The following is a 15556-nucleotide window of genomic DNA, read 5'->3' as shown; positions in this document are numbered from 1 at the left end:
ACGCATCTCCCTGCGCTCGCGCGTCACCCTGCTCGCGGCCGCCTGCGTCGCGGGCGTGATGGTGCTGGTGTCCATCGGCGCCTACGTCACCATCTCCCGCAACCTCTACCAGCAGGTGGACGACAACCTGGTGGCGCGCGCCGTGTCGGCCGTGCGGACGCCGCAGGTCCGGCAGGGGCTCCAGCAGTACCCGGGTGCCTTCCTGATCACCGACATCCAGATCGGGGTGCTCGACGCGAACGGTTCGCTGAACTATCCCCGCGGGGGTCAGCAACCACCGGCGGGACAGGACGAACTCGCGGTCGCGCAGGGCCTCAAACCCCAGTCGCTGCGCACCGACGCGCACACCGACACCCGGGTCATCGCCCTGCCTTACGGCGAGGGCCAGGCGATGGTGCTGGCACAGCCGCTCGGCCCCACGAAGCAGACCCTCGGCCAGCTCGCGGTGGTGCTCGCGCTCATCGGCGGCGGCGGGATCGTGGTCGCCGCGCTCGCCGGCACGGCGGTGGCCCGCACCGGGCTCCGGCCGGTGGAGCGGCTCACTTCGGCCGCCGAGCACATCGCGCGCACGGGCGATCTCCGCCCGATCCCGATCAGCGGTGACGACGAACTGGCCCGGCTGACCCACAGTTTCAACACGATGCTCGGTGCGGTCGCCGAGTCACAGGAACGCCAGCGGCAACTGGTTTCCGACGCGGGCCACGAGCTGCGCACTCCGCTGACCTCGCTGCGCACGAACCTCGAACTGTTGCTGTCGGCGAGCCGGGCCGGTGCCCCCACACTGTCCGAAAAGGACCGTGCGGAGATCGAGACCGACATCAAGGCGCAACTGGACGAGCTCACCCAGCTCATCGGCGACCTGGTGGAACTCGCACGCCAGGACGAGCCGCACGCCGCCTACGAGCGGGTCGAGATGATCGACGTGGTCGAACGCGCCCTCGACCGGGCGCGCCGGCGCGCCGGGGAGATCGAGTTCGACGTGTCCCTGCAGCCCTGGGTGCTCACCGGGGACCACAGCGCGCTGGAACGCGCCGTGCTCAACCTGCTGGACAACGCGGTCAAGTTCTCCCCGCCCGGGGCCGCCGTACGGGTCCGGATGCGTCCCCTGGGTGACGGCACCGCCGTCATCGAGGTGGCCGACTCCGGCCCGGGCATCGCCGAAGCCGACCTGCCGAAGGTGTTCGACCGGTTCTACCGCTCGTCCGAGGCCCGTACGCTGCCCGGCTCCGGGCTCGGCCTGTCGATCGTGAAACAGGCCGCCGAACGCCACGGCGGCACGGCGTACGCCGGCAAGGCGCCCGAGGGCGGCGCGCTGCTGACCATCCGCCTGCCCGGTCAACCTGCCTGACCATCCCCACCGTTTGTTTGATCGTGTAGGATTTTGTGTAGTTGGTGGGTGGGTGAACGGCGGGAGCGACGGTGCTGGCGCGGCAACGGCAAGCGGTGATCCTGGAGCAGGCCCGGCGAACGGGGGCCGTCCGGGTCAGCGAACTCGTGCTCAAACTGGGCGTGTCCGATATGACCATCCGACGCGATCTCGACGTCCTCGCCGGGCGCGGCCTGGTCGAGAAGGTCTACGGCGGCGCCACCGCGATCGTCGGCAAGAGCACCGACGAGCCCGGTTTCGAGGCCAAGTCGGGCCGGCAGCGCGCCCAGAAGGAGGCCATCGCGCGGCTCGCGGCGGGGCTCGTCCGCCCGGGAACCGCGATCGGCATCAGCGCGGGCACCACCACCTGGACGTTCGCGCGGGCCCTCGACCAGGTGCCCGGCCTGACGATCGTCACGAACTCGATCCAGGTCGCCGACGTGCTGCGCGACCCCGCGCAGCCCGATCGCACGGTCGTGCTCACCGGAGGCGTCCGCACCCCGTCGGACGCCCTGGTCGGCGCGGTCGCCGTGCACAGCCTGCGGCGGCTGCACCTGGACCTGGTGTTCCTCGGCGTGCACGGGATGGCCGAAGGGGCGGGGTTCACCACGCCGAACCTCGAGGAAGCCGAAACCAACCGGGCGCTGGTCGAGGCCGGGCGCAGTCTGGTGGTGCTCGCCGATCACACCAAATGGGGCATCGTCGGCATCTCCACGATCGTCGACCTCGACGAGGCCGACGTCGTGGTGTCCGACGACGGGCTGCCCGAGGTGGCTCGCGAAACCCTGCGTGAGCAGGTCGGGGAGTTGATGGTGGCCTGCGTACCGGAAGACGAGACGGAGGAGAGTTGAAGCGCACGGTCCGGCATCTCGCCGACGGCAGAGAGATCATCTACTTCGACGAGGAGCCGCACCCGCGCGACGCGCGTGACACCCGTGACCTGCCCCCGGTCGCGGCCAGTTCGGAGATCCGTCTCGATCCCCTGTCCGGCGAGTGGGTGGCGATGGCCGCACACCGGCAGACCCGGACCTACAAACCCCCTGCCGACCTGTGCCCGCTGTGCCCGAGCAAGCCGGGAAAGCCGAGTGAGATCCCGGAAAGCGGCTACGACGTGGTCGTCTTCGAGAACCGCTTCCCGTCGTTCTCCCAGGGGGTGACCGGAGAACCGGCCACAGTGGACGACCTTGGTCTGGTGCCCACCGCGCCCGGCCGGGGCCGGTGCGAGGTCGTGTGCTTCACCAGCGACCACGACGGTTCCTTCGCGGGCCTTCCCGCGAGCCGGGTCCGCACGGTGGTCGACGCGTGGGCCGACCGCACCGCCGAATTGTCCAAAGTAGAGGGTGTCGAGCAGGTTTTCCCGTTCGAGAACCGCGGTGAGGAGATCGGCGTCACGCTGTCCCACCCGCACGGCCAGATCTACGGCTATCCGTTCGTCACCCCCAAGACCCGGCGCGCGCTCGACGTCGCGCGCGCCTACCAGGAGCGGCACGGGCGCCCCGTGCTCGGTGACGTGCTGGCCGCGGAACGGAAATCCGGCAGCCGTGTCATCGTCGAAGGCGAGCACTGGACGGCGTTCGTGCCGCCCGCGGCGCGCTGGCCGGTGCACGTCCTGCTCGTGCCGCATCGCCAGGTCCCCGACCTGCCCGCGCTGAGCAGTGACGAGCGTGACGATTTCGCGGACGTCTACCTGCGGGTGCTTCGCCGTTGCGACGCGCTCTACGACCGGCCGCTGCCCTACATCGCCGCGTGGAACCAGGCCCCGGTGCGGGTGGACCGTGAACTCGGCTGGCTGCACCTGGAACTGTTCTCCATCCTGCGCGCCAAGGACAAGCTCAAGTACCTCGCCGGTTCGGAGTCCGGTATGGCGGTGTGGATCAACGACGCCACCCCGGAACAGATCGCCGAGCGCCTCCGCGCCGCCGGCTGAGCCGCCCGGCGCGGCCCCGTACCCGGCGGGGCCGGGTGTCGCCACGCGGGTGGGGCCCGACGTCGGCATACTTCATGTTGGAACCTCAGCTTGGGCTCAGCTAGCTCTCAGGACCGACCAGCAGGGTGAGGATATGACCGAGAACGACCCCAACGCACCGCAGGCAGGCGGTGCACCCCGGGACGACGCCCAGCCATCGCAGCAGGACGCCACACCGCCGCGGGGTACGCCACTCGGTGCCGAACAGCAGCCGAATCCCTGGTCCGCCCAGGGGGCCCAGCAGCCGCAGTACCCGTGGACCTCGCCGTCCGCCCAGCAGGCCCACCAGCAGCCCGGTTCGCCGTACGGCACCGCGGTGTTCCCGGTGCAGCAGCCTGCCATCCCTCAGCAGCGCGGCTCGGGACGCGGCAAGCTGGTCGCCGGCATCGCGGTGCTCGCGCTCGTGGTCGGCGGCGCGGCCGGGGCCACCGGGGGCTATCTCGCCGGGAATTCGGGTCAGGGCGGCGGCAGCTCCTACAACGCACTGACCCAGCCGGTACCGAGCCAGCAGACCGGCAACGCCCCGGCGGGCTCGGTCGAGGCGGTGGCGCAGAAGGTGTCGCCGAGCGTCGTGGAACTGGTCGTGGCGGGCAGCCAGGAGCAGGGCGAGGGATCGGGGTTCGTCCTGTCCGCCGACGGCTATGTGCTCACCAACAACCACGTGGTCGAGGTCGCCGCCAACGGGGGCACCATCCAGGCCGTGTTCCCGAACGGGACCAAGGCCCCGGCCTCCATCGTCGGCCGGGATCCGACGACGGACATCGCGGTGGTCAAGGTGCAGGGCGCGAAGAACCTGACCCCGGTGGAGCTGGGCAACTCGGACGCGATGAAGGTCGGCCAGTCCGTGGTGGCCTTCGGTTCGCCGTTCGAGCTCGCCGGGACGGTCACGTCGGGCATCGTGAGCGCGCTGCACCGGCCGGTCCGCGCCGGGGGCAGCAGCGGCGACCAGACGACGGTGATGAGCGCGATCCAGACCGATGCCGCGATCAACCCGGGCAACTCGGGTGGCCCGCTGGTGAACCTCGGCGGCCAGGTCATCGGGATCAACTCCGCGATCTACAGCCCGCAGTCCTCGGGGGGCTTCGGGCAGCAGCAGACGCAGGCGACCAACGCCGGCATCGGGTTCGCCATCCCGATCAACCAGGCCCGGCGCACCGCGCAGGAGATCATCAACACCGGCAAGGCCACCCAGACCTACATCGGGGCCAACGTCAGTGACGCCCAGTCCGGTGGCGCCCAGATCCAGAGCGTGCAGGCGAGCAGCCCCGCGGCGCAGGCCGGGCTCAAGGGCGGCGACGTGGTGGTCAAGGTCGACGATCTGGTGATCAACGACGCGGACGGCCTGATCGCCGCGGTCCGCACCCGGGCCCCCAACGACAAGGCGACGTTCACCCTCAGCGACGGGCGGACCGTCCAGGTCACCCTGGGCGGACAGCCGGTACAGGTGAAATAGCTTCCCATCGCTCGGCCGCAGGGCGCGGCCGAGACCAACCAGGGCTCCCGGCGAGCGCGGCTCGCCGGGAGTTCCTTTTACCCGCTGCTCAGGCTTCACCGGCCAGCGCGGCGAAATACCTGCTGCCGTGGGACGCCGTCCACACGACCCGCAGCGACATGGCGCGTGCCAGCTCACCGAGCGCGTCCGCACCGAGCCAGGCCCAGGGAAACCACGGGCCGCCGCCGAGCCGGACCCGGTCGCGCCGGGCGCCGCGGCCGGGCGGTTCCAGTTCGACCAGGGCGTGACCGTCCGGGCCGAGCAACCGGAACACGCGGCGCAGCAGCCGGACCGGATCACCCCCGATGCCGATGTTGCCGTCGGCGAGCAGCGCGAACCGCCACCTTCCTTCGCCGGGCACCCGGCCGAAGACATCGCGCCGCAGCGCCGTCCCGCCGCGACGGCGGGTGAGCCGGACGGCGGTGAACGACGTGTCGATGCCCAGGGACGGGACGCCTCGGAAGGTGAGTTCCGTGGTCAGCCTGCCGGGGCCACACCCGATATCGAGCGTCGGGCCCACACAGCGCGCGAGCAGAAGTTCGTCACCGGCACCCGGCGCGGCCAGCCACCGTTGCGCGGGCAGTGCGACCCGTTCACCCCCGGCGAGTTCCAGCGTGCACCGGCCGGTGCGCAGGGCGGTGTCGAACGCGGTGTCGACGGGCGAGTTCACCTCGAAACCGCCCGCACCGCTTCGACCGCTTCCGCGAACCGGGCCCCGGCCTGCCGTGCCACCCGCACGGCGTCGGCCATGGTGTCCACATCGGACAGTTCCGGCAGTGTGCCGGGGCGCAGGCCCGCCTCGGCCAGGGCACGGCGAGTGCGTTCCCCGGTGTCCGCCCTGGACATGGGCACGCCGGTGAGCACGGCCGCCCGGCGGGGATCGGCGAGTCCGAGGGCCCACCAGCCGCCATCCGTGGCAGGGCCCAGCACCGCCTGCCGGTCCCCGAGCATCGCGCCGGCCTCCGCCAGCAGGCCCGGGGTGACCTGCGGGGTGTCCATCCCGATCTGGAGCACCGGCAGCCCCGGCCAGGCCCCGGCCGTGTCCGCGTGGGCGTTCGCCAGTCGTTCGCCCAGGTCCCCGCCGCGCTGGCGGAACACGGTGACGGTGCGCAGGGCGTGCACCAACTCGTCGGAGCGGACGGCCGAGGAAAGCTCACCGTCGATCGCGGCGACGGGAACCGAACCGGGGGTGGCGGACACCGCGTCGAGGGTGTCCAGCAGCGCGGCGGCGGCGATCTCGGCGGCCTGACCGGGCGAAGCGGGCGGGCACAGCCGGGTCTTGACGCGACCGGGCACCGGCGCCTTGGCCACGACCAACAGGCAGAACCGCGGGTTCATGCGTGCAGCGCCTTCCCCATGTCACGGACAGCGCGCAGGGTTCCCCGCAGCGAACCGGACACCTTCGAGCGCGTTCCCGCCGCCCGAGGGTGGTACGCCACGTCGAACTCCGCGACGACCCAGCCCGCGCGACCCGCCTTCAGCAGCAGTTCCAGCGGGTAGCCGAAGGCACGGTCGGTGATGTCGAGTGCGATCAGTTCCTCCCGCCGTGCCGCGCGGACCGGGGCGATGTCGTGCACCGGCACGCCGCGGCGGCGGAGGAGACCGGCGAGCAGGAGGTTCCCCACCCGCGCGTGCCACGGCCACACCCCGCGCCCGGCCGGTATCCGCCGTCCTGCGGCCAGTCCGGCGCCCCCGGCCACCGCCGACACCAGCGGGGGCAGCTCTCGCGGATCGAGGGAACCGTCCGCGTCGAGAAAACAGACGATGTCCGAACTCGCCGACAACAGGCCCGTGTGCACCGCGGCGCCGTAGCCCCGGCGAGGCTCGTGCACCACCTTCGCGCCGAGTGCGGCCGCGACCTCGGGCGAATCGTCGGTGGACCCGTTGTCCACCACGATGGCCCGGTAACCCGGCGGCAGCGCCCGCAGCACCGCGGGCAGCGCGGCCGCCTCGTTCAGGCAAGGCAGGACCACATCGATCTCGCCGGGATCCAGCCCGGCCTCACCGTTGCTCACGCCTGCCGAAGCTAGGTCCACCATGGACAAGGCAAAACCCTTGCGCTGCTTACCAAATCATGACGGACGGCAAGTTCTTACCAAGCTGTGACGGATCCCCGGCGAGGCCTTCCCGCCGTCGTTTCCGGCCGCTAGCGTCCCGCGGTACCAGCCGGAGCGAGGGGGATGATGCGCGTCGAGACCGAACCGAGGCAGAGGCGGCTCGGGCACGCCGCCGACCTGGGGGTGGTCGCGGTCGCGGTGCTACTGGTGGGGGCCGCGGCCGCGGTCGGGTGGTACCTGAACCGCCCCGGTTCTCCCGTCGTGCTGTGGGCGCCCGCGGCGCCGCTGTTCGCCCGCTGGCTGCCCCATCTCGGGCCGGGCTCCCCCTTCGCGATCCTCGGTGCCGTCGTGGTCGTGGTGCACGGTCCCCGGCTGGCGGCCGCCCTGCCGTGGCGCAGGCTGCTGCCGCTGGGCTACCTCGCGTCGCTGGGGTGGACTCTCGCGCTCGCCCTGATCGACGGATGGCAGCGTGGATTCGCCGGGCGGCTCACCGATCCCAACGAATACCTGCGGGAAGTTCCCGGAATCACCGACATCCCCGCGATGCTCCGCGAGTTCTCCGCCAGGATCCTGGACTTCCAGCCGCGTTCATGGACCACCCACGTGTCCGGCCACCCGCCGGGAGCCACGCTCGTGTTCGTCTGGCTGGACCGGCTCGGCCTGTCCGGGGGCGCCTGGGCCGCCGCCGCCTGCGTGCTCGCCGGAAGCCTGATCACGGTCGCCGTGCCGATCACGCTGCTCGCCCTGGGCCGCGGCGAGGCCGCGCGGGCCGTCATCCCCTTCGCGGTCCTGTTCCCGGGCGCGGTCTGGATCGGCGTGTCCGCGGACGGGCTGTTCGCCGGGGTCACCGCGAGCGGGATCGCCCTGATCGCTGTCGCCACCCACCGGGCACGGGCTGGGCGGCGCTCTGCGATCCCGCTGGCGCTGTCCGGCGGGGTGATCCTCGGCTTCGGCGCCTTTCTGTCCTACGGCCTCGTCCTGCTGGGACTGCTCGCGGTCGTGGTGCTCCTGCTCGGCGGGTGCCTCCGGCTGTGGCTGCCCGTCGCTCTCGGGGCGGTGGCCGTGGCGGCGGCCTTCGCGGCCGCCGGATTCTGGTGGCTCGACGGCTATCACCTCGTGGTCGAGCGGTACTACCAGGGCATCGCCAGTCAGCGGCCCTACGGGTACTGGGTCTGGGCCGACCTGGCCTGCCTTGTGCTCGCCGCCGGTCCGGCGCTCGTCGCCGGGACACGGCGCGCCTGCTGCCCGTCCGGGAAACGATGGCGCCGGGACCCGGTGCGGCTGCTGGTCCTGGCCGCGGTCGCGATGCTCGTCCTCGCCGACCTCTCGGGGCTGTCCAAGGCCGAAGTCGAGCGAATCTGGTTACCGTTCACAGTGTGGCTGCTTCCGGCGGCCGCGCTGCTCCCGCCCCGGACGCACCGCGGGTGGCTGACCGCTCAGGCGGTCACCGCGCTCGCGGTGAACCATCTGGTGCTGACCTTCTGGTAGGTGATCATGGTCGAAACCGGCCGGATCCTCGTCGTCGACGACGACGAGACGGTCCGCGATGTGGTGCGCCGGTACCTGGAGGCCGGCGGGCTCCAGGTGGAGATCGCCGGTGACGGCGCCGAGGCCCTGCGTGCCTTCGCGCTGCGGCCGCCCGACCTCGTGGTGCTGGACGTGATGATGCCGGGCCTCAACGGGCTCGAAGTGTGCCGCAGGCTGCGGCAGGTCAGCAGCGTGCCGGTGGTGCTGCTGACCGCGCTGGGCGAGGAGGAGAACCGGATCGCCGGGCTCGAACTCGGCGCCGACGACTATGTCACCAAGCCGTTCAGCCCGCGTGAACTGGTCCTGCGGGTGGCTTCGGTGCTGCGGCGTGCCCGCCTGCCCGCGGCCGAGCCCGGGCCTGCCGAGGTCGCCGACGGGAACCTGCGGCTCCGCCCCGGCGCACGGAGCGCGACCCTGAACGGGACGGAACTGCCGCTCACCGCACGGGAGTTCGATCTGCTCGCCTTCTTCCTCGCCCACCCGAGGATTGCCTTTTCCCGGAGCGACCTGCTGGAAAAGGTCTGGGGCTGGGACTTCGGCGACCAGTCCACGGTGACCGTCCACGTGCGCCGGCTGCGGGAGAAGATCGAGTCCGAACCCGCGAAACCGGTGCGCATCGCCACCGTGTGGGGCGTGGGCTACCGCTACGACCCCACGGGGGTCATCGCATCGTGATCGAGCCGTCCGGCGACTTCGGGGAGATGCTGGTCCACGTCTGGCACATCCTCCCGTTCGCGCTGGCCTTCGCCCTGCCGGTGGCACTGCTCGGCGGGCTGGTGCTGTACCTGCTGCGGCGCGGTTCGCTCGCCGCCACGCTCACCGTGTTGGTGCTGACTCCCGTGCTGGCGACTCTGGCCGGGGTGCTGGGCATCAGCGGGTTCATGTTCACGCCCATGCTCACCACGATGCTGGTGGTGTGCCCGCTCGTCGCGCTGGTCACGGTGCCCGCGGCGATCGTGCTCGGCCGCGTGATCGCCCGGCGCAGCGTGTGGGAACGCGAGGCGCGCGAGCGGGAACGCGCCGGTGAAGCGGCCCGGCGGGATCTCGTCGCGTGGATCAGCCACGATCTGCGCAGCCCACTGGCCGGGATCCAGGCCATGGCCGAGGCGCTGACGGACGGCATCGTCGCCGAACCGGGCGACGTGGCCGACTACGCGCAGCGGATCAGCGGGGAGACTGCCCGCCTGTCCGGCATGGTCAACGACCTCTTCGAACTCTCCCGGATCACCGCGGGCGCACTGCGGCTGACGATTTCAGCGGTGGCGCTGCAGGACGTCATCGGCGAGGCGCTCGCCGCGCAGGCGCCGGTCGCCGAACGCAAGGGGGTGCGTGTGCTGACCGAGGCCGCCGGCTGGCCGGTGGTGGCGGGCAGCGACCCCGAGCTGGCACGGATCGTGCGCAACCTGGTGTCGAACGCGATCCGGCACACCCCGCCGGACGGCACGGTGGCGGTGCGGGTCGGCATCGAGGGCGACGAGGCGCTCGTCGCCGTCGACGACGGGTGCGGCGGGATCCCGGAGGAGGAGATCGGCCGGGTCTTCGAAGTGGCCTATCGGGGCACCCGGGCCCGCACCCCGGACCACTCGGGCGGTACGGGCGGCGGGCTCGGCCTCGCGATCGCGAAGGGACTGGTGGAGGCCCACCAGGGCCGGATCGGCGTACGCAACCACGGTGACGGCTGCCGCTTCGAGGTCTGGCTGCCGCTCGCCATGCCCTGAGCCACGCCCTGATGCACGGTCAGGCCCGGGCGGGTTCGCGAAGCGTGGCGGTGGCGAAGGTCGCGATGCCTTCTTCGAAACCGGTTTCGGCGCGGAAGCCGAGGAGTTCGGCGGCCTTGGCCGGATCCGCGACGACATGGCGCACGTCGGCGGGCCGGGCACCGCCGACGATCCGCGGTGCCGGGCCGCCGCAGACCCGGGCCAGTTCGGCCGCCAGTTCGCCTACCGTGTGCGGGGTGCCGGAGCAGATGTTCAGCGGGACCAGTTCGCCGGGGCTGCCCTCGGCCCCGAGCGCGAGGACGTTGGCCCGCGCCACGTCGTGGACGTGCACGAAGTCGCGGCGCTGACGGCCGTCTTCGAGGACCGTGGGGGCCTCCCCTCGGAGCAGGGCGGACCGGAACAGCGACGCCACCCCCGCGTAGGGCGTGTTCTGTGGCATGCGGGGGCCGTAGACGTTGTGGTAGCGCAGGGCCCAGACGGTGCCGCCGGTCTGGCGCGCCCAGGCCGCCGCGAGATGCTCCTGCGCGAGCTTGGTGGCCGCGTAGAGGCTCTGCGGGCGCAGTGGTGCGTCTTCGGGGACCAGGAGGGGGTCGAGGTCGCGGCCGCAGTCGGAGGCGGGGCAGACGGGCTCGAACCGGCCGGAGTCCACATCGGACTGCCGACGGGGTCGGGGTTCGACGAGGCCGTGCCGTGTGCAGGAATAACGCCCCTCCCCGTAGACGACCATCGAAGAGGCCAGGACCAGCCGTGACACTCCGGCCGCGGCCATTTCGGCGAGCAGGACGGCGGTGCCCAGGTCGTTGTTGGCCGCGTAGAGCGGGGCGTCCGCCGGGTCCAGTCCGTGTCCCACGACCGCGGCCTGATGACAGACGACGTCCACTTGCGACAGCAGTTCACGCAGCAGGGAAGCGTCGGTCACGTCCCCTCGGTGGAACCGGTGGGACGCCGTGTAGCCGGGGGCGCCGGAGGGGCCGTGTGCCTGCGGCAGCAGGCTGTCCAGCACCACGGGCGTGGCGCCCGCGTCCGCCAGGACGTCGGCCACGTGGGATCCGATGAAGCCGGCGCCGCCGGTCACGAGTACTCGCACCAGGCCACGCTAGGACGCCGGGCGTACCCTCCGCAGCACTGCGGACGTGGCCGTCAGACTTTGGTAACGACGGGCTACCGTGTGCCTTATGGAACGCAGTGCACAGCGACTTGGCCGGGCCCTCGTGGTGATCGTGGACGACCGCGCGGCGCATGGCGAGCATGACGACACCTCCGGACCTCTGGTGACGGAACTGCTGGAGGAAGCGGGCTTCATCGTCGACGGTGTCGTCGTGGTGCACGCCGACACCGTGGCGATCCGCAACGCCCTCAACACCGCTGTGATCGGCGGCGTCGACCTGGTGATCACGGTCGGCGGTACCGGCGTGTCCCCGCGCGATGTCACCCCGGACGCGACCGCCGGTGTTCTGGACCGCCCGATTCCGGGGATAGGGGAGGCGTTGCGCTCCTCCGGCCTGGCCGCCGGTGCGGTCGACGCCGGTATCTCCCGTGGGTTGGTCGGCATTTCCGGCAGCACCCTCGTGGTCAACCTGGCCGGTTCCCGGGCGGCCGTGCGGGACGGGATGGCGACCCTGTCCGCCCTGGTACCGCACGTCATCGACGAACTTTCGGGGCTCGACGAATCCTGATCACGCGAGTCCCCACCTGCCCGTTCCGCAGGCCCCCCGCCGGCGGAACGGGCACGGTTTCCCGACAAGGTGGTGAAGCATGACCTCCGAGAACGGCAACGACAAGGCCGACCGGGAACGCAGGCGGCGCAAGCTGGACGCGGTGTTCGGCAAGGTCCTGCCGGACATCACCTCCGACGAGCGCGACACCGAACGCCCCCAGTCGGATCGCGATACGTGGTATGAGGAGAACCGCCCCCCGCACCACGACCGTTAGCGCGTGCTGCGAAGCAACTGTTCCGAACTGCCTCGCCTGTCGGTGCGAGCCAGGCCGCCGTTTCGCCAGGGGCGATACCGGCGCCGACGGCCTCGCCTCACAGTTCCTGCTTCTGCCTCTGCTCCTGCTGCTGCTTCAGCAGGTCCCGGATCTCCATCAGCAGTTCGATGTCGGTCGGCTCGGATGGGCCCGACTCCTGCCCCCGCTTGCGACGCTGCTGGATCGTCTTCACCGGCAGCACGATGACGAAGTACACGACCGCGGCGATCAGCACGAAGTTGACCGCGGCGTTGATCACGTCCCCGAAGTTGAGGAACGTGGACGGGTTGCCACTGAGGATGTTGAAGCCGAGCCCCTGGGCCGCGTCGGTCCCGCCGACCGTGTTGATCAGCGGCTTGATCAGGCCGTTGGTGAACGCGGTGACGATGGCCGTGAAGGCGGTGCCGACGACCACAGCCACCGCGAGGTCGACGACGTTGCCACGCATCAGAAAGTCTTTGAAGCCCTTGAGCATCTGCACTCCACTCATCCGGATGGTCTAACGGAGCGTAACTGTTACCGGACTACGTAGTGACAGGGCGGCCACCTCTGTCGCCACTTCGGCGGGCAGGGAGATCAGCAGGAGCGGCCCCTTGCCCTCACCGCCGGGGAGCCGGCCGTCCTCGGGGGGCGGCCGGATGGCCGCCACGCTGGCCAGACCGGCCAGCACCTTCCGGGTGCGCGCGGCGGCGTCGAGAGTGATCACGTCGACTCGTGACCCGGGGCTGACGAACTGGGCGATGCCCGGATCGGCGAGCCGGATCGGCACCAGGGAGAAGCCGGGCGCGGCGCGAAGCACGGATTCGGGGCCGGCGCGGGCCGCGTCGCTCTCGGCGAGCGCGGGAGTGGGTGCGCTCGGTCTGAGCGCCAGCACGAGCGCGAGCACGAACATGCCGGCTGCGAGCACGCGCCGGGCAAGGACGACATGGCGACCACGGAAACGGCGTGGCAGCAGGGCGAAACGGACCATGATGGCACCCCCAGGTCGGCGTGGGTTCCGGGCGGGGCGGCGGTGTTCCGCCGGCCTCGCTCTCGACGCTAGAGGTGCCCCTGTGCTCCGGAAAAGGAGCAAACAACGCCCCTGTGGACAACCGGGGTCCTGTGGATAACTCCAGTGGATCGCGACACAGCCTTGAGGGGACCCCTCACAGCTGATACGACCAGGGCTCCGGCAAAGTCGCGTGAGTGCTGGCCGTGAAGGGGCCCTTCACAGTCAATTTGACTGTGAAGGGACCCTTCACGGCTTGCCCTAGTCCCTCTGGCCGGGGGTGAGGGGGTCCCTCACGGCCGTTTTGGAGGTCCGTGCGTCAGGAAGCGGCCGCGGTGGCCGTGGAGCTGGACGACGAAGACGACGACGCGGTCGAAGACGACGACGAGGTCGACGAGGTCGACTCCGACTTGGCCGAGCTGGTGGAGCTGCTCGTCGAGCTCGACGAAGAGGACTTGCCGGAAGAGCCGGAGGAGGACGAGCGCGAGTCCGTGCGGTAGAACCCGCTGCCCTTGAAGATCACGCCGACGGCTCCGTAGAGCTTGCGCAGCGGTCCGGTGCACTCCGGGCACTCGGTCAGGCTGGCCTCGGAGAACGACTGCACGGCCTCGAAACGGTGGCCGCACTCCTTGCAGGCGTACTGGTACGTGGGCACTGGAGCTCCTTCGTGCATTGGCACTCGATCCGCGAGAGTGCTAACGCAAGACGATACTGGGGTATTCCCCCGCAGGTCAAACAGGGTTTCCGGGGATCACTGACGAACTTCGCCCCAACCTCGGCGTCCTCGCGGCCGGTCCACGCGGATGGCCTGGTCGTTTGGCTCATCAGTGTTCAACGGAATACGCGAGGAGCGGGATGCCGCACGGGCGGTGAGACATTGCTCACCGGGGCGGTCACCGTGATCAGTTTTCGCGCAGCGTCACCAGACCCAGGCAAGGAGTGAGCGCGGCGGTCATCAGGACGTCATGCGGTTCCGCGGGCAGGTGGTCCACGAGTTCGTCGTCCCGCACCACCGCGGTCAGCGCCGCGCCGGGCCGGACATGCGGGAGCGAGCGGTCGTAGTACCCGGCGCCCCGGCCGAGCCGTACCCCGGAGCGGTCGACGGCCAGCGCCGGAAGAAGCACCAGGCCCGCTTCGCCGAGCGCCTCGGGGCCGAGAAGCGGGCCGGTGGGCTCCAGCACCCCCCGCAGACGACCGGGCGCCAGCGAGGCCGTGCCGGTGTACTCGGCCCAGTGCAGTGGCCCGGGCTCCGGCGGGATCACCGGCAGCAGGACGCGGGCGCCTGCACCCCGCAGGAGATCGAGCCAGGCGATCGAACCGGGTTCGGTGCCGAACGGGACGTAGGCGCAGACGGTGGAGGGCAGTGCCAATGCGCGCAGCGCGTCGTTCAACGCCCGCGCTTCGGATATCCGTTGCTGAAGGGAAATCGAAGCTCGCGAGGCCTTCAACAGCTTCCGCCACCGGTTCTTGCCCAGTGCCTCGTCCCCCGGCCTGCCCCCAGCCTCGCCCGGAACCACATTGCGCCCAGCACACATAATTGCAGGTTAGGCTTTACCGTCATGACGGGCGCCTTCGACAACACCTCGTTCCGAACCGCGATCATCCCTGCAGCGGGGCTGGGTACGCGTTTCCTACCTGCGACAAAGGCCGTGCCGAAGGAGTTGCTGCCGGTGGTCGACACGCCCGGCATCGAAATCGTGGCCGCCGAGGCCGCGCAGGCAGGCGCCAAACGGCTTGTGATCGTCACCTCACCCGGCAAGGAATCGGTCGTCAACTACTTCCGTTCCGCCCCCGAACTCGAGGAGAGCCTGGAGCGCAAGGGCAAGACCGCGCTGCTGGAGAAGGTGCGCCGCGGACCCGCCCTGCTCGACGTCGAGGCCGCCATCCAGGAAGAGCCGCTCGGGCTCGGCCACGCGGTCGCACAGGCCGAACCGAACCTCACCGAGGAGGACCACGCGGTCGCCGTGCTGCTGCCGGACGACCTGGTGCTTCCCGCGGGCGTGCTGGAGCGGATGGCCGAAGTCCGGGCCAAACACGGCGGCAGTGTGCTGTGCGCCTTCGACATCCCGAAGGAGCAGATCTCACCCTATGGCGTGTTCGACGTCACCGATACGGAGGATGAAGACGTCAAGCGTGTCCACGGCATGGTCGAGAAACCGAAGCCGGAGGACGCCCCGTCCACCTACGCCGCCGCCGGGCGATACCTGCTGGACCGGGCGATTTTCGACGCGCTGCGCCGGATCGAGCCGGGCGCGGGCGGCGAACTCCAGCTCACCGACGCGGTGGCGCTGCTGATCGAGGAGGGACACCCGGTACATATCGTGGTGCACCGGGGAGGCCGGCATGACCTCGGCAACCCCGGCGGGTTCCTGCGGGCCGCGGTCGACTTCGCCCTCGACCACCCCGAGTACGGCCCGTCCCTGCGTACCTGGCTGGCCGAGCGAATCGAGAACGAAGGCTGATGACCCCAC

General features: G+C 71.0%; 18 protein-coding genes. 10 read left to right on the top strand and 8 right to left on the bottom strand.

The window, feature by feature from the left end:
- From FNH05_RS14420 to FNH05_RS14405, 4 genes are all read left to right on the top strand, one after another.
- Window positions 1-1348, top strand: a 1348-nt coding sequence (locus FNH05_RS14420; protein WP_246127728.1) for a sensor histidine kinase, incomplete at its 5' end; no start/stop codon positions are given.
- Between the two features lie 71 nt (window positions 1349-1419).
- Window positions 1420-2217 (top strand): DeoR/GlpR family DNA-binding transcription regulator, encoded by a 798-nt coding sequence (locus FNH05_RS14415; RefSeq protein WP_144588357.1) that lies wholly within the window; start codon window positions 1420-1422, stop codon window positions 2215-2217.
- Complete coding sequence (gene galT / locus FNH05_RS14410) at window positions 2214-3293, top strand: galactose-1-phosphate uridylyltransferase (RefSeq protein WP_144588355.1); 1080 nt, start codon at window positions 2214-2216, stop codon at window positions 3291-3293. The genes FNH05_RS14415 and galT overlap by 4 nt, the downstream gene beginning before the upstream one ends.
- Before the next feature lie 133 nt (window positions 3294-3426).
- Window positions 3427-4785 (top strand): S1C family serine protease, encoded by a 1359-nt coding sequence (locus tag FNH05_RS14405; RefSeq protein ID WP_144588353.1) that lies wholly within the window; start codon window positions 3427-3429, stop codon window positions 4783-4785.
- Between the two features lie 88 nt (window positions 4786-4873).
- On the opposite strand, the gene FNH05_RS14400 is transcribed toward FNH05_RS14405, so the two are convergent.
- Genes FNH05_RS14400 through FNH05_RS14390 form a run of 3 tightly spaced genes read right to left on the bottom strand, consistent with a single transcriptional unit; the run spans window position 4874 to window position 6803 of the window.
- On the bottom strand, window positions 4874-5494 hold the full coding sequence (locus FNH05_RS14400) for a class I SAM-dependent methyltransferase (RefSeq protein WP_144588351.1): 621 nt from the start codon (window positions 5492-5494) through the stop codon (window positions 4874-4876).
- Window positions 5491-6162, bottom strand: a complete 672-nt coding sequence (locus FNH05_RS14395) for a TIGR04282 family arsenosugar biosynthesis glycosyltransferase (RefSeq protein WP_144588349.1) — start codon at window positions 6160-6162, stop codon at window positions 5491-5493. Before FNH05_RS14395 ends, FNH05_RS14400 begins: the two co-directional genes overlap by 4 nt.
- Window positions 6159-6803: a glycosyltransferase family 2 protein gene (locus tag FNH05_RS14390; RefSeq protein ID WP_144588367.1), complete on the bottom strand. Its 645-nt coding sequence runs from the start codon at window positions 6801-6803 to the stop codon at window positions 6159-6161. The genes FNH05_RS14395 and FNH05_RS14390 overlap by 4 nt, the downstream gene beginning before the upstream one ends.
- A gap of 204 nt (window positions 6804-7007) precedes the next feature.
- On the opposite strand from FNH05_RS14390, the gene FNH05_RS14385 reads away from it, so the two are divergent.
- From FNH05_RS14385 to FNH05_RS14375, 3 genes are read left to right on the top strand one after another with little or no spacing between them, the layout of a single operon-like run.
- On the top strand, window positions 7008-8369 hold the full coding sequence (locus tag FNH05_RS14385) for a hypothetical protein (RefSeq protein WP_144588365.1): 1362 nt from the start codon (window positions 7008-7010) through the stop codon (window positions 8367-8369).
- A gap of 6 nt (window positions 8370-8375) precedes the next feature.
- Window positions 8376-9083: a response regulator transcription factor gene (locus FNH05_RS14380; RefSeq protein WP_186382547.1), complete on the top strand. Its 708-nt coding sequence runs from the start codon at window positions 8376-8378 to the stop codon at window positions 9081-9083.
- A 26-nt stretch (window positions 9084-9109) separates the two neighbouring features.
- A complete protein-coding gene (locus tag FNH05_RS14375; RefSeq protein WP_144588361.1) occupies window positions 9110-10126 on the top strand; it encodes a sensor histidine kinase in 1017 nt (338 codons plus the stop codon).
- 19 nt (window positions 10127-10145) lie between these two features.
- On the opposite strand, the gene FNH05_RS14370 is transcribed toward FNH05_RS14375, so the two are convergent.
- Window positions 10146-11213, bottom strand: coding sequence for an NAD-dependent epimerase/dehydratase family protein (locus FNH05_RS14370; protein WP_144588347.1), 1068 nt, complete (start codon window positions 11211-11213; stop codon window positions 10146-10148).
- An 88-nt stretch (window positions 11214-11301) separates the two neighbouring features.
- On the opposite strand from FNH05_RS14370, the gene FNH05_RS14365 reads away from it, so the two are divergent.
- Window positions 11302-11802 carry a MogA/MoaB family molybdenum cofactor biosynthesis protein gene (locus FNH05_RS14365; RefSeq protein ID WP_144588345.1) on the top strand — a complete coding sequence of 167 codons (501 nt, stop codon included), beginning with the start codon at window positions 11302-11304 and terminating at the stop codon, window positions 11800-11802.
- A gap of 79 nt (window positions 11803-11881) precedes the next feature.
- Window positions 11882-12058, top strand: a complete 177-nt coding sequence (locus FNH05_RS38060; RefSeq protein ID WP_186382545.1) for a hypothetical protein — start codon at window positions 11882-11884, stop codon at window positions 12056-12058.
- Between the two features lie 97 nt (window positions 12059-12155).
- On the opposite strand, the gene mscL is transcribed toward FNH05_RS38060, so the two are convergent.
- The 4 genes from mscL to FNH05_RS14345 all read right to left on the bottom strand — a co-directional run bounded on the left by mscL (window position 12156) and on the right by FNH05_RS14345 (window position 14620).
- Window positions 12156-12572 (bottom strand): large-conductance mechanosensitive channel protein MscL, encoded by a 417-nt coding sequence (gene mscL, locus FNH05_RS14360; RefSeq protein ID WP_144588359.1) that lies wholly within the window; start codon window positions 12570-12572, stop codon window positions 12156-12158.
- Between the two features lie 24 nt (window positions 12573-12596).
- Window positions 12597-13067 carry a hypothetical protein gene (locus tag FNH05_RS14355; protein ID WP_144588343.1) on the bottom strand — a complete coding sequence of 157 codons (471 nt, stop codon included), beginning with the start codon at window positions 13065-13067 and terminating at the stop codon, window positions 12597-12599.
- A 337-nt stretch (window positions 13068-13404) separates the two neighbouring features.
- Complete coding sequence (locus FNH05_RS14350) at window positions 13405-13740, bottom strand: FmdB family zinc ribbon protein (protein WP_144588341.1); 336 nt, start codon at window positions 13738-13740, stop codon at window positions 13405-13407.
- 247 nt (window positions 13741-13987) lie between these two features.
- Complete coding sequence (locus tag FNH05_RS14345) at window positions 13988-14620, bottom strand: 5-formyltetrahydrofolate cyclo-ligase (RefSeq protein ID WP_144588339.1); 633 nt, start codon at window positions 14618-14620, stop codon at window positions 13988-13990.
- A 24-nt stretch (window positions 14621-14644) separates the two neighbouring features.
- Between FNH05_RS14345 and FNH05_RS14340 the strand changes: the two genes are divergently transcribed.
- Entirely contained in the window at window positions 14645-15547 is a 903-nt protein-coding gene (locus tag FNH05_RS14340) for a UTP--glucose-1-phosphate uridylyltransferase (protein ID WP_144588337.1), read from the top strand.
- Window positions 15548-15556: the final 9 nt, after the last annotated feature.

This window comes from Amycolatopsis rhizosphaerae (assembly GCF_007713715.1).
Taxonomy (GTDB): Bacteria; Actinomycetota; Actinomycetes; order Mycobacteriales; family Pseudonocardiaceae; genus Amycolatopsis_E; species Amycolatopsis_E rhizosphaerae.
This window is presented reverse-complemented; position numbering and strand designations above follow the sequence as displayed.

Coding starts and splice junctions, on each gene's coding strand:
- FNH05_RS14405 (WP_144588353.1), top strand. CDS start 3,427: ATGACCGAGAACGACCCCAACGCACCGCAGGCAGGCGGTGCACCCCGG.
- FNH05_RS14395 (WP_144588349.1), bottom strand. CDS start 6,162: ATGAACCCGCGGTTCTGCCTGTTGGTCGTGGCCAAGGCGCCGGTGCCC.
- FNH05_RS14385 (WP_144588365.1), top strand. CDS start 7,008: ATGCGCGTCGAGACCGAACCGAGGCAGAGGCGGCTCGGGCACGCCGCC.
- FNH05_RS14380 (WP_186382547.1), top strand. CDS start 8,376: ATGGTCGAAACCGGCCGGATCCTCGTCGTCGACGACGACGAGACGGTC.
- FNH05_RS14375 (WP_144588361.1), top strand. CDS start 9,110: ATGCTGGTCCACGTCTGGCACATCCTCCCGTTCGCGCTGGCCTTCGCC.
- FNH05_RS14365 (WP_144588345.1), top strand. CDS start 11,302: ATGGAACGCAGTGCACAGCGACTTGGCCGGGCCCTCGTGGTGATCGTG.
- FNH05_RS38060 (WP_186382545.1), top strand. CDS start 11,882: ATGACCTCCGAGAACGGCAACGACAAGGCCGACCGGGAACGCAGGCGG.
- mscL (WP_144588359.1), bottom strand. CDS start 12,572: ATGCTCAAGGGCTTCAAAGACTTTCTGATGCGTGGCAACGTCGTCGAC.
- FNH05_RS14355 (WP_144588343.1), bottom strand. CDS start 13,067: ATGGTCCGTTTCGCCCTGCTGCCACGCCGTTTCCGTGGTCGCCATGTC.
- FNH05_RS14345 (WP_144588339.1), bottom strand. CDS start 14,620: ATGTGTGCTGGGCGCAATGTGGTTCCGGGCGAGGCTGGGGGCAGGCCG.
- FNH05_RS14340 (WP_144588337.1), top strand. CDS start 14,645: ATGACGGGCGCCTTCGACAACACCTCGTTCCGAACCGCGATCATCCCT.